The sequence below is a fragment of the Antiquaquibacter oligotrophicus genome (assembly GCF_020535405.1).
GTDB classification, from domain to species: Bacteria; Actinomycetota; Actinomycetes; order Actinomycetales; family Microbacteriaceae; genus Rhodoglobus; species Rhodoglobus oligotrophicus.
Window position 1 is genome coordinate 2,776,400 of the sequence record NZ_CP085036.1, and the last position, 12,619, is coordinate 2,789,018.

At 65.5% G+C, this 12,619-nt stretch carries 13 protein-coding genes and 1 tRNA gene; 11 read left to right on the forward strand and 3 right to left on the reverse strand.

All coding sequences use genetic code 11. The features are described from left to right. Positions 1 to 37: 37 nt before the first annotated feature. The 3 genes from LH407_RS13605 to LH407_RS13615 are packed head-to-tail and all read left to right on the forward strand — an operon-like array spanning position 38 to position 3,369. Positions 38 to 2,560 carry a hypothetical protein gene (locus LH407_RS13605; protein WP_322133443.1) on the forward strand — a complete coding sequence of 841 codons (2,523 nt, stop codon included), beginning with the start codon at positions 38 to 40 and terminating at the stop codon, positions 2,558 to 2,560. Further along, positions 2,553 to 3,206: a DsbA family oxidoreductase gene (locus tag LH407_RS13610; protein ID WP_322133442.1), complete on the forward strand. Its 654-nt coding sequence runs from the start codon at positions 2,553 to 2,555 to the stop codon at positions 3,204 to 3,206. The genes LH407_RS13605 and LH407_RS13610 overlap by 8 nt, the downstream gene beginning before the upstream one ends. Beyond that, positions 3,199 to 3,369, forward strand: coding sequence for a hypothetical protein (locus tag LH407_RS13615; protein ID WP_322133441.1), 171 nt, complete (start codon positions 3,199 to 3,201; stop codon positions 3,367 to 3,369). The genes LH407_RS13610 and LH407_RS13615 overlap by 8 nt, the downstream gene beginning before the upstream one ends. Before the next feature lie 17 nt (positions 3,370 to 3,386). On the opposite strand, the gene LH407_RS13620 is transcribed toward LH407_RS13615, so the two are convergent. Both LH407_RS13620 and LH407_RS13625 read right to left on the reverse strand, forming a co-directional pair. Further along, positions 3,387 to 3,851: a hypothetical protein gene (locus LH407_RS13620; RefSeq protein ID WP_322133440.1), complete on the reverse strand. Its 465-nt coding sequence runs from the start codon at positions 3,849 to 3,851 to the stop codon at positions 3,387 to 3,389. Then, complete coding sequence (locus tag LH407_RS13625; RefSeq protein ID WP_322134929.1) at positions 3,851 to 4,312, reverse strand: aminoacyl-tRNA deacylase; 462 nt, start codon at positions 4,310 to 4,312, stop codon at positions 3,851 to 3,853. The genes LH407_RS13620 and LH407_RS13625 overlap by 1 nt, the downstream gene beginning before the upstream one ends. Positions 4,313 to 4,342: 30 nt before the next feature. Here LH407_RS13625 and dusB point away from each other — a divergent pair, with 30 nt between their 5' ends. The 8 genes from dusB to LH407_RS13665 all read left to right on the forward strand — a co-directional run bounded on the left by dusB (position 4,343) and on the right by LH407_RS13665 (position 12,048). Then, on the forward strand, positions 4,343 to 5,497 hold the full coding sequence (gene dusB / locus LH407_RS13630) for a tRNA dihydrouridine synthase DusB (protein ID WP_322133439.1): 1,155 nt from the start codon (positions 4,343 to 4,345) through the stop codon (positions 5,495 to 5,497). Next, a complete protein-coding gene (locus LH407_RS13635) occupies positions 5,487 to 6,746 on the forward strand; it encodes a deoxyguanosinetriphosphate triphosphohydrolase (RefSeq protein WP_322133438.1) in 1,260 nt (419 codons plus the stop codon). Before dusB ends, LH407_RS13635 begins: the two co-directional genes overlap by 11 nt. 37 nt (positions 6,747 to 6,783) lie before the next feature. Then, positions 6,784 to 8,652 (forward strand): DNA primase, encoded by a 1,869-nt coding sequence (gene dnaG / locus LH407_RS13640; protein ID WP_322133437.1) that lies wholly within the window; start codon positions 6,784 to 6,786, stop codon positions 8,650 to 8,652. 40 nt (positions 8,653 to 8,692) lie between these two features. Then, positions 8,693 to 9,529, forward strand: coding sequence for an ATP-binding cassette domain-containing protein (locus tag LH407_RS13645; protein ID WP_322133436.1), 837 nt, complete (start codon positions 8,693 to 8,695; stop codon positions 9,527 to 9,529). A 58-nt stretch (positions 9,530 to 9,587) separates the two neighbouring features. Further along, positions 9,588 to 9,660 (forward strand) — tRNA-Asn (locus LH407_RS13650). A 122-nt stretch (positions 9,661 to 9,782) separates the two neighbouring features. After that, a complete protein-coding gene (locus LH407_RS13655; RefSeq protein ID WP_322133435.1) occupies positions 9,783 to 10,994 on the forward strand; it encodes a sensor histidine kinase in 1,212 nt (403 codons plus the stop codon). Further along, positions 10,991 to 11,650, forward strand: coding sequence for a response regulator (locus LH407_RS13660; protein ID WP_322133434.1), 660 nt, complete (start codon positions 10,991 to 10,993; stop codon positions 11,648 to 11,650). Before LH407_RS13655 ends, LH407_RS13660 begins: the two co-directional genes overlap by 4 nt. A gap of 98 nt (positions 11,651 to 11,748) precedes the next feature. After that, positions 11,749 to 12,048 (forward strand): SHOCT domain-containing protein, encoded by a 300-nt coding sequence (locus LH407_RS13665; RefSeq protein WP_322133433.1) that lies wholly within the window; start codon positions 11,749 to 11,751, stop codon positions 12,046 to 12,048. A 10-nt stretch (positions 12,049 to 12,058) separates the two neighbouring features. Here LH407_RS13665 and def read toward each other — a convergent pair whose 3' ends face one another. Further along, entirely contained in the window at positions 12,059 to 12,619 is a 561-nt protein-coding gene (gene def, locus LH407_RS13670; RefSeq protein ID WP_322133432.1) for a peptide deformylase, read from the reverse strand.

Genomic DNA, 12,619 nt, shown 5'->3' on the forward strand with positions numbered 1-12,619 from the left:
CCGCCAGGCGTGTGGCTCAGTGCCCGATTCTCGTGGCATGAGTCGATCCATTTCCAGGCCGCGCCTTGTCGCCCTTGTCCTTGCCCTCCTCCTGAGCGCCCTCGCCGTCGTCGCGGCGCCCCTGCATCCAGAGCGAGATGCGGCTGCTGCGGCGACAGGCGCAGGCTTTGCGGGTATCACGCCGTACGGCGGATACCTCGGCAACTACATCGCGCCCGATGGCACACGGGTGTACTGCATGGACTCCGGGAGGGACTGGCCGAGTGGGGCTACCGGTTCTGGCACCGTCGTCGGCAGCCTCGCGACCCAGTGGGGCGAGGGACTCAGCGAGACAACCCTTCGCAAACTGAACTACGCCATGCTCACGTGGGGGCAGACGGATGATCCGACCGTCGCCGCCGCGGTGAGCGCCTACGTCTACGCCTACACGAGCAACGTCGCGCGCACTCACGGCGCCGGCTACGCCGCGGGCGCCCACTACATCAACGGCAACGCTGCCGTCACGGCTGCGTACGACGTGGTGTGGAACGAGTCCGAGACGCGTTTCGCCGGATCGGCCGCTGCCTCCTCGTCCGTTCGGGTCGAACTCAACGGGTGGGATGGCTCAGTGCGCGTGTCGGTGAACCCCGCGAGCACGCGCGGCACACTCTCGCTGGAGGGCGCCGTGGTCGCCGGGACGCGGGATCACGAGATCGAGGTCACCGACGGCTCTGTCGTGCCGATTCGTGCGGTCGTGCGCGACGGGGAGCGCGAAGCATCCGTTCGGGCGACCGCGCGATTCACGGCGAAGGATGGCGCGGAGGGTTCGGTGGTGCTGTACGAGACCGGAGACCAGCAGCGCACCATCCGCGGGAGCTTCCATACCGAGAACTCGACGAGTTCCCACGACTCGGCGACTAGTGACGTTTCGTTCTCCCCGGTTGTGCAGACGACGGTCGCCTCGCGTTATGTGCAGCCGGGCGAAGCCTTCGTGGATGGGCTCACGGTCGCGTTGGCACCCGGGTCGGCCGAATGGCGCACACTCGAGAACGGCGAGGCAATGCCCGTCATCGCGGTTGGCACACTCTATGGACCCTTCACGCAGCAGCCCGCCGTCACGGACGCGCCGCCGGAGGGCGTGCCAGTTGTGGGCACCTCGAAGCTCGAGCTCACGGGTACGGGGGAGTACCGATCAGTCGGTGACCTCACCGCTCCCGCTCCCGGCTACTACACGTGGGTGTGGGCCATCGACTCACGCACACAACCGGACGCGATGGCAGCAATGCTGCCCGCCGATTACCGCTACGTGGACCAGTTCGGGCTGATCGCCGAATCCCACGTCGTTCCGATGACGCTCTCCGCTGTGTCCCAGGCATCCGTTGCTGAGACCGGATTCGGTGGAGCGATCAGCGACGAACTCTCGATCTCGCTCGACAGCGGGCCCTGGCTGACCGAAGCGGGTGTTCCCATCGCAGCCCGATTTATAGGCACCGCCTACTTCGTGAGCGGGACCCAGCCCCCGGTCGAAACTACCGAGGTGCCCGCCGAGGCCGTCGCCGTTGGGGAGGCGGAGATCGTCGCGCGCGCCCCCGGAATCTACTCAACGTCGCAGTCCGTCACGGCCCCGGATGCCGAGGGTTATGTGACCTGGGTGTGGCGACTCGATCCCTCCTCACCGACGGCGCCCTACTTCGAGCCGTGGTCCGACCGTTTCGGTATCCCCGCTGAGACGACTGCTGTGCTCCCTCCCTCCGTCTCGACGATCGCGAGGAAGGCGTCTGTCGTGGGTGAAGAAACAGGGGACAGCGCGATCGTGGCCGGCCACCTCCCCGTGAAGCCCACCACACTCGTATTCCGCGCCTACCTGCAGTCGCCGACCGCTGAGGCACCGCTGTGCGATTCCACAACGCTCGCCTTCGACTCCAGCGACCAGCCGGTCGTGGTGACCACGGCGGGCACCTATGACTCGCCGCGTGTGGTGTTCGAGCAGTACGGCACCTACTACTGGGTCGAGACCCTGTACTCCGAGTCCGGGGACGTCATCCACAACGGAACGTGCGGTCTTCCGGAAGAGACCACGATTGTCAGCCCTGCGCACATCGTGACCGAGGCCTCGAGCGGTGTGCGTCCGGGTGAGCCTGCCTTCGACACGGCAACCGTCACCGGAAATGTACCGGAGGGCAGCACCATCGTGTTCCGGGCATTCGATCAGACAGGCATCGACGACGGCCCGCTCTGTGATGCGAGCACACTCGTGTTCACCTCCGGCGCGGTACAACCGAAGGGGGCTGGCACCTACCGTTCCGAGTCGACGAGGTTCGAGCGCAACGGAATCTACTACTGGGTCGAGACTCTCTACGACGAACACGGAAACCCGCTGCACGTAGGGGAGTGTGGCGTCCCGAGTGAGACAACACATGTGCAGCCGGGATCGCTCGCGAGCACCGGCCTCGATTCTGCTCCGACCCTTCTCATCGGCTGCGGGCTCACGATTGTCGGCGCTCTCGCGCTAGCGCAACTGCAGCGGTCGCGGCGATCGGGAATACGGCTCGGTCGTGCGCGTTGGGGTCTGGGTGAGTGATGCAATCAAGGTCGACATCTGGTCAGACGTTCAGTGCCCGTGGTGCTACATCGGTAAACGAAAGTTCGAGGCCGCCGTGGCGGACTTCGACGGCGACGTCGAGGTGGAATACCACTCCTTCGAGCTTGCTCCCGATACCCCCGTCGACTTCGAGGGCACACCCGTGGACTACTTGAGCCAGCGCAAGGGCATCGACCCCGCCCAGGCGAAGGAGATGATCGATCGCGTCACTGGGATCGCGGCCGCGGTCGGACTCGACTACGACTACGACCACATCCACCAGACCAACACGGTGCTCGCGCACGAACTCCTCCATTTCGCGAAGTCCAAGGGGCGCCAACTCGAGCTCAAGGAGCGTCTGCTCGACGCGTACTTCATCCGCGGTGAGCACGTGGGTCGCGCGGAGGACCTCATCGAGATCGCCGCGAGCATCGGGTTCGACCGCGCTGAGGTAGCAGAGGCGCTTGAGTCGCACCGCTTTCTCCCCGACGTGAAGGCCGACATGGCGCAGGCCCAGGCCTACGGCATCCAGGGTGTTCCGTTTTTTGTGATCGACGGCAAATACGGGGTGTCCGGGGCGCAGGAGACGGAGACCTTCGCTAACGTGCTCGAGGAGGTACGACGAGAGAAGGTGCCCCATGACTGAGTCAACGACGACCGATCACACGCAGCAGACCACCGGGATTTCGGGGGGACTGCAGTTGCTGGGATTAGCGGATGCCGCGGCCTGTGAGGGAGACGTGTGCGTCATCCCGGAGCATCACTCGACGGTTGTCGTCAACCGTCGGCTCGACGGAGACGCTGTCTAACGCAGCGCCCTCGCTCGTCAGTCTGACGTGCCGCGATCGTTCTGTGGCACGATGCCCTTCTCAGACCACACGATGAGGTCAGACACGGGCGTCGTGTCGTCGACGCGACGGGCGACGGATGCCGGAATCCTCACGATCTTCGGAACCTCGGGCCTCGGGGTAGGGGGCTCCTCGGTGAGTCGAGACCCCAGCAGGCGCTTATTGGCCGCAGCCCCCAGAACGGCGCCGAACCCGAACCCGAGTGGAAGCAGGACCAGGTAGAAGACGGGCGGAAGTCCCGACCACGAGCCCAAGCCAAGGGTCAACGCACTTCCGCCCGCGGCACCCAACGCGAGTGCGAGAGCCCAGTGCTGCGAGCGTAAATACTTCGCATCCCACTCTCGCTGAGCGACGAGCGATGCGCGCGCATCTGCGGCGGGAGCCTCGCTGACCCAGCGGCGCCCCTCGAACGAGAAAACGTTGGGATGCTGATCGATCGCCATCAGTCGCTGATGTCCGCGATCGTGGCGTCGAATCCGGCGATGAGATCGTCCGCTTCCACCCACGCGGAGTAGCCGTGCTCACCGGCACCCATCGCGATGCGCTTGCCGACGATGCGCTCGTCGGCAAAGACGGGCCATGCGGTGGTGCTGCCCAACGGGGTGATGGTGCCGCGCTCGTAGCCCGTGGCTTCCAGTGCAAGCGAGGCATCCGGTAGCTGAAGCTTGTTGACTCCGACGACCGACCGGAGCTTTGCCCACGAGATCTGTCGATCGCCGGGGACAAGCGCGAAGAGAAACGAGCCATCGTGCCGTTTCACGACGAGGGACTTGACGATGACGCTCGGATCGACACCGAGGATGGCCGCCGCTTCCTCCAGCGAGGAGGCATTGGGGCGCTCGATGATGTCGATGGTGATACCGCGAGCCTCGGCATCCCGAGCCACACGCTCGCGTCCGCTCATGCTGGCGCCGTCTTCAGGGAGAATAGTCACGTGACCATTCTCCCTGCCACGGCCGCGCCACTGCGCATCGGGCCTCTCGAACTCGAGGTTCCCGTAGTGCTGGCACCGATGGCGGGGATCACGAATACCGCCTTCCGTCGTCTCTGCCGCGAGTTTGGGGCGGGTCTTTACGTCTCCGAGATGATCACGAGTCGCGCGCTCGTCGAGCGCACGCCGGAGAGCATGCGGCTCATCACGCACCACGAGTCGGAGACGCCTCGCAGCATTCAGCTCTACGGCGTCGACCCGAAGACGGTCGCCGAGGCCGTCACGATGCTCGTTGCCGAAGATCGCGCCGATCACATCGATCTCAACTTCGGCTGCCCGGTTCCCAAAGTCACGCGCAAGGGTGGTGGCGCGGCTCTTCCGTGGAAGCGCGACCTGTTCCGCGACATCGTCGAGCGCGCGGTGAAGGCTGCAGGCGACATCCCCCTGACGGTCAAGATGCGTAAGGGCATCGACTCCGATCACCTCACGTACCTCGAGGCGGGCAAGGCCGCTGAGGGAGCGGGGGTCGCGAGTATCGCGCTGCACGCACGTACCGCCGCGGAGTTCTATTCGGGCACTGCCGATTGGTCAGCCATCGAGAAGCTCAAGAGCACCATCACCGACGTACCCGTTCTGGGCAACGGCGACATCTGGAGCGCCGACGACGCCCTGCGGATGGTCGAGGAGACCGGATGCGACGGGGTGGTCGTCGGTCGTGGGTGCCTCGGTAGACCGTGGCTCTTCGGAGACCTCGCCGGTGCGTTCCGCGGCGATGCGGTCAAACTCGAACCGAACCTCGGCTTCGTCGGCGACGCATTCCGTCGGCACGCCGAACTTCTCGTGGAGTTCTTCGGTGAAGAGGACCGCGCATGCCGCGACATCCGTAAGCACGTCGCGTGGTACTTCAAGGGGTATGCGGTAGGCGGCGAGCTCCGTGCCGCTCTCGCGACCGTCGAATCACTCCAACAGTTGGACGATCTCCTCGGCACACTCGACCGTGACCAGCCGTACCCGGGCGCCGATGCCGAGGGTCAGCGCGGTCGCGCCGGCAGCCCGAAGAACCCCGTGCTGCCGCAGGGCTGGCTCGAGAGTCGTGAACTGCAGGAGACGCATCAGGCCGAGCTCATCGAGGCGGAGTTGAACACGAGTGGCGGCTGATCAGCGGGGTCCTGCAGACGGATACGGCACGGCGGACACCGAGCGGTGGTTGCCCGAAGAGCATTCCAGTCGACGGAGTGATTTCGCGCGGGATCGCGCGCGGGTTTTGCACTCGAGCGCGCTTCGCCGCCTCGCCGCCAAAACGCAGGTGCTGAGCCCCACTGCTGGACTCGATTTCGCGCGCAACCGTCTAACGCACTCCCTCGAGGTGGCCCAGGTGGGGCGAGAGCTCGCCGACAGCCTGGGGCTCGATCCGGACGTCGTCGACACGGCCTGCCTCTCACACGACCTCGGGCATCCGCCGTTCGGTCACAACGGCGAACGTGCGCTCAATGACTGGGCACACGACATCGGCGGCTTCGAGGGCAACGCGCAGACGCTGCGCCTGCTCACTCGGCTCGAGCCGAAAGTCTTCGGCGACGATGGCCGTGCCTATGGTCTGAACCTGACGCGGGCGAGCCTCGATGCGAGCACGAAGTACCCGTGGCCGATGGCTCAGGGCATCCCCGATCCGTCCGGTCGCTCCAAGTTCGGGTTCTACGACGATGACACGCCGGCTTTCGAGTGGATGAGGCAGGGTGCGCCGGACCGTCGGCGTTGCATCGAGGCCCAAGTCATGGACCTCTCTGACGACATCGCCTACTCGGTCCACGACTTCGAGGACGCTATCGTCAACGGCTACATCGACGTGACCGCGCTGGGGGCTCGGGTTGACCACGACGATCTCGTCAATTCGATGTTCGTGTGGATCGGTGGGGAGATCGATCACGATGAACTCATCGCCGCCTTCGACCGTCTCGACAGCCTCGATTTCTGGATTGACCGGTGGGACGGCTCGCGCCAGGCACTCGGCAGGCTCAAGAACCTCACGAGCCAGTTGATTGGGCGTTTCGCCGCGGCATCCGTTCAGGCGACGCGCGAGGCCTCGTCAGGCACACTCGCACGCTTCGGGGCTGACATGGTGGTCCCGCGCGAAATTCAGGCGGAGATCGCGGTGCTCAAAGGCATCGTCGCTGCCTTTGTTATGTCGGCCAACGCGCGTCGGCCGATTTACGCTCAGCAGCGCGACCTGCTCTCGGAACTCGCCGACGTTCTGCTGTGGACGGGCCCGGCCCACCTCGACGTCGGTTTTCGCGCCGACTGGGATGCCGCGGCCGACGACACCGCGCGTAAACGTGTGATCGTCGATCAGGTCGCGTCCCTCACAGACCAGTCCGCGATGGATTGGCACCAGCGCCTGGTCCGCTGACGCGGATACCGTCCGGCCCTGACCGTAGAATCCTTGCGTGGCTGGCCTGATTCGACGAAGCGATATCGACGAGGTCCGGTCGCGCACCAACATCGCCGATATTGTCGGCGACTACGTGACCCTCAAGGGCGCCGGCGGCGGATCCATGAAGGGTTTGTGCCCGTTCCACGAGGAGCGGAGTCCGAGCTTCCATGTGCGCCCGCAGGTCGGTTTTTACCACTGCTTCGGCTGCGGTGAGGGCGGTGACGTCTTCACCTTCCTCATGAAGATGGACCACGTGAGCTTCGCCGAAGCAGTGGAGCGTATGGCCGCGAGGATCGGTTTCGAACTCCACTACGAGGACGGCGGGGCAGCACCCGACCACGGCAACCGCGCCCGCATCCTGTCAGCGAACAAAGCCGCCGAGGACTTCTTCATCGCCCAGCTCGGTTCACCGGAAGCGGAACCCGGCAGGCAGTTTCTCGGGCAGCGGGGGTTCGACCCCGCCGCCGCCGCCCGGTTCGGCGTCGGTTTTGCTCCCCGTGGCGGTGCACTCGGTCGCCACCTCAAAACGCTCGGGTACAGCGACGAGGAGCTCATCACCGCTGGCCTGCTCGGTAAGGGCGATCGCGGTGACGTCTACGACCGGTTCCGTGGACGCCTCATCTGGCCGATCCGGGATGTCACGGGTCAGACGGTTGGCTTCGGTGCTCGCAAGCTCCTCGACGACGATCAGGGGCCCAAGTATCTCAACACCCCGGAGACTCCCGTCTACCACAAGAGCCAGGTGCTCTACGGGCTGGATCTCGCCAAGCGGGACATCTCGAAGGGCAAGCAGGTTGTGGTCGTCGAGGGCTACACGGATGTCATGGCGTGCCACCTCGCGGGTATCACGACCGCGGTGGCAACGTGTGGAACCGCCTTCGGTGTCGACCACATCAAGGTGGTGAGGCGTGTCATGGGCGATGTCGACAATGCGGATGTACGCCAGACGGGTGAGGTCATCTTCACCTTCGACCCCGACGAGGCCGGCCAGAAAGCGGCAAGCCGCGCCTTCGCCGAGGAACAACGCTTCGCGGCGCAGACCTTCGTGGCGATCGCGCCCGGCGGGCTCGACCCGTGCGATCTGCGGCTCGAGCGTGGCGATGACGCAGTTCGTCACATGATCACCACACGCAAGCCCATGTTCGAGTTCATGATCCGACGGGTGCTGAGTGGCTTCGATCTGGAGACCGTCGAGGGGAGGGTCGCGGCCCTTCGTGCCGCGGCACCCGTCGTGGCGGGCATCCGCGATCGTGCTCTCGCCATCGGCTACGTGCGCAACCTCGCGGGCTGGCTCGGTATGGATCCCGACGAGGTTCAGCGAGCGGTGGCTGCGAGGTCTGGCGGCACGTCGGCGACACGCCCCAACGACCACACCGAACGCGCACCGCAGCAGGCGCCCGAACGCGAGGCCGCCCCCTCACTCACCGCCCTCCCCACCGATCCGTCGACCCGCCTTGAGCGGGACGCCCTGATGGCGATCCTGCAGTATCCCGGCGAGGTCGGGCGGGAGCTCGTGCACCGTGCCATGACCGTGCAGTTCGGGGACAGAACACTGTCCGTCGTGCGCGACGCGGTCGCGGCGACGGCGGCCGAACTCGCGGCTGGCGATTTTGTTGCTCGCGTCATTTCGACCGTTCCGGGGCCCTACGCCACTCTCGTGACCCAACTCTCGGTCGCTCCCATCCCGGAGAGGCCAGAACTCATTGCCGGGTACTGCCGCGGTGTTGTTTCGTCGCTCATCGACCGAGATCTGCTCCGCATCACGAGGGAACTGCTCGGGAGTCTGCAGCGCATCGATTCGGCTGCCGAACCCGACCGTTTTGCCGGTGTTCAGCGTGAACTCGTTCGGGTCGAGGCGGAGCGGCGGGCGCTGCGCGGCTAGCGCGGCGACGGCTTCCGCGCTCGAACGTTAGTCTGTGTGGATGACCTCGGCCGCCGCATCCACCCTGGCCGTCCGCGCACGCGATCTATCGTTGCGCTACTCGTCCGACAACCCGGACACGCGGTCCATCGCGGTCGGCGGAGTGAGCCTCGACATTGCACCGGGCGACGTGCTCGCCATCGTGGGCGAGACGGGTTCCGGTAAGTCGACACTCGCGAAGGCCGTCGCTCTCGAGGCCGATCGTGTTGCCGAAGATTCGCCTCGCATCACGGGCGGAACCCTCGATGTGCTCGGTGTACCCGTTCGTGGACTCGGCCCCCGCAAGCGCGGGCTGTTGCGGCTGGGGGTCGGCTATCTCCGACAGGAGGCGGGGGACCACCTGTCCCCACGACTGACGGTAGGCGAGAACGTCGCCGAGCCGATTTTCGCGCGCGATCGTTGGTTCGATCAGGACGAGGCGGGAGAAGCGGTCGCGACCCTCATCGACGCGGTGCGGCTGCCACTGGCGACCATGAACAAGTACCCGCACGAACTCAGTAAGGGTCAGCGTCAGCGTGTTGCGATCGCGCGCTCGCTCATTCTTGGGCCATCTCTTCTCGTGGCGGATGATCCGACCGCGGGTATCGATGTCACCGTGCGCTCCGCGATCCTCGACACGATCGTGGCTCTCCAGGAGCAGCAAGCCTTCTCGGCCCTCATCGTGACGGCTGACCTCGGCGAGGTGCGCCGCGTGAGTTCGCGCGTTGCGGTGATGCACGGCGGCATCGTGGTGGGAATCGGGGAGGTCGACGAGGTTCTCGAGACGTCGCCGCATCCGTACGTCCGCAGCCTCGGTCGAACGTTGAGTTACCTCGAGCGCCGTCCGGTCGAGGCATGAGCGGGTCGGTTTGGAGCACCGCGAACCTTTGCTAAAGTAGACAAGCTGAAAAACGCAATCCTCGATAGCTCAATTGGCAGAGCAATCGGCTGTTAACCGATAGGTTGTTGGTTCGAGTCCAACTCGGGGAGCTGAGCCCCTGGTCCTCCACGGCCAGGGGCTTTCTGTTTTTGCGACGTGTACTCCCGGGGGAGTAGCGCGGGCACATCCGCAGGCCGACGCGCAGGGGAGCCGCGAGGAATAGCATCGTGGGATGCACGACCCCGAACACTCGCGACAACGCGCACGTTGGGGCCGTCCCGACGCGAACTGGCCGGACGAGTGGCTACTCCACGAGCGACGCCGTGCGTCGCCACGCACGAGACTTCTCCTGCCGGTGGTGCTGTCGCTTCTCATCCAGCTTCCCGCGTCTCTCTTCTGGCTTGCCACGCAGGGGCCGACTCAGGGACGAGCGCTGACTCTGCTGCTGGCCATCCTCGGTCCACTGGCACTTTTGGGCGCACGTCGGTACCCCGGACCCGTTGTACTTGTCGTCAGTATCCTCGGCAGCCTCGACTTTTTTGTCTCCCAGGGGTTCGGCGGACCGCCGTATGTGGCGCTCGTTTTCGCGATCATCGGGGCGCTCGTACGGGGTGCGCGGGTGTGGGCCTGGGTGAGTGTTGGTTCGGTGTGGGCGATCACCTTGGGGACCGGGATTCTTCTCGGCCGCGAGTGGCACCCCGGAGGTGTTGCGGTCACGACACTCGGGATTCTTGTTCTCTTCGGTATCGGTGAGTCGATGAGAAGTCGCCGAGAGATGCTGGCCGAGTATCGGCGCACGATCGCTCGCCGTCGTCAGAGCGAGGCCCAAGCCGAGCGCGTGCGGCTCGCGCGCGAACTGCACGACGTGCTCGCGCATTCGCTCAGCCAGATCAATGTGCAGGCCGGCGTCGGACTTCACCTCATGGAGCGTCAGCCCGAGAAGGCTGCCGAGGCACTCGCGAATATCAAAAACACCAGCAAGACCGCCCTCGACGAGGTGCGCTCCGTACTCGGCGTCCTGCGTTCGACCGATCGAGATCCGGATGCCCCACTACTGCCAGAACCCGACCTTTCTCGTTTGCCCAGTCTCATTGCACCGCTCGCGGCACAGGGTCTCGATGTGACGCTCGAGGGGGAAATCGTTGGTGCCCCGCAATCCGTTCAGCTCGCGCTCTATCGGATCGCCCAAGAGTCGTTGACCAACGTCGTGCGGCATGCTGACGCGACCCGCGCGGTCGTGAGGCTCGCCTCCACCGAGAGCGAGTACTCGATTCGTATCGATGACGACGGCAGAGGTTTCGAGCGGGATGAGGCGTCGGAGGGTCGGGGCATCCTCGGCATGAGCGAACGGGCCGAACTCCTCGGGGGTCGACTCGAGATCGGCTCGTCGCAACTAGGCGGAAGTCGTATCACGGCGACCATTCCCGTGGAGGAGCACCCATGATTCGTGTTGCCCTCGCCGATGATCAACACCTGATTCGCGCGGGATTTCGTAGCCTCCTGGAGGCGGAGCCCGACATCGATGTTGTGGGGGAGGCGGGCTCCGGGAGGGATGCCGTCGCCCTCGTGACGCGCACGCGCCCCGACGTTGTCCTCATGGACATCCGTATGCCCGACGGCGACGGCTTGTGGGCTACGGAACAGCTCGTGGCAGACCCCCGACTCGCGGACACCCACATCGTCATCGTGACGACCTTCGAGCTCGACGAGTACGTTGGCCGGGCGATACGTGCTGGCGCGAGCGGGTTTCTCGTGAAGGACACCGAACCGGAGGAACTCATCCGAGCGGTGCGAGTGGTGTCCGCGGGAGACGCGCTCCTGAGCCCCGGCGTCACGCGGCGGCTGCTCGAGCGTATCTCCAGCCGCCTCCACGAGGCTCCGGATGCTGCGGCCCTCGATGTCATCACGGAGCGCGAACGCGAAGTACTCGCACTCGTCGGTCGAGGGATGACCAACGAGGAGATCGGTCGGCAACTTTTTGTGAGCCCGCTCACCGCCAAAACCCACGTGTCCCGCATCATGTCGAAACTGGATGCGCGGGACCGTGTCCAACTCGTCGTGCTGGCGTACGAAACCGGGCTAGTACGACCGGGGGAGTAGGCGCGTTGTCGCCGCGCGGCCGATGTGCCGGCGGGGCGTCTTCGCAAGGCTGATGGTGCGGCCGATCCCGGTCGCGAACTTCACACGAAGGACGTGTCATGAACACCATCGCACTGACCGCCGCTGCTCTCGCATGGCACGGCCCGGGATTCGGTTTCGGCTGGATCTTCTTTGTTCTGATCCCCCTGTTCTGGATCGCCATCATCGCCCTCATCGTCGGCCTCGGTAGGCGTCGTTGGGCGCGTGCCGGATGGGGACCGGGGCACCCGGGGCGTTGGGCCAGCCGCAGCGCCGAGGTCACCCTCGCGGAGCGTTTTGCTCAGGGCGACATCGATGAGAAGGAGTACCGGGCTCGTCTCGAGGTGCTCCGAGCGAGCGCGCAGCACCCCACCGTCTAGCGCAGCGGCGTCAACCCTCGAGGTGGTCGCGCCCGGGCATCCATTCGTGTCCGGGCGTGCCCCAGCCCTTCTTGCGAACCGCCTTCGCGGCGGCTTTGGCCTCTGGGTACTCGAGGCGATCGGCGTAGAGCACACCGTCGAGGTGGTCGTACTCGTGCTGGAAGATTCGGGCCAACCAGCCATCGGCCAGCACCTCGTAGCGCTCACCGTCGAGATCGGTGGCTCTGAGGATTGCGGCGGGGGAGCGCAGCAGGGGGAAACGCTCACCCGGGATCGACAGGCAGCCTTCCTCGTCGTCCTCCGTGGTTTCGGCGGGTGGTGTCGGCGCAAGCCACAGTTCTGGGTTGATCGCGACCCCCTCGTGAATGGCAGAGCCGTCGTCCCATCGGTAGACGAACACCCGGAGTGGCACCCCGACCTGCGGCGCCGCGAGTCCGACACCGGGGGCTGCGATCATCGTCTCCACCATGTCGGCCACCAGAGTGCGGACCTCATCGTCGATCTGGGTCACCTCGGATGCTGTGGTGTGGAGAACGGGATCACCGGTGATTCGGATCGGGAGTACGGCCAT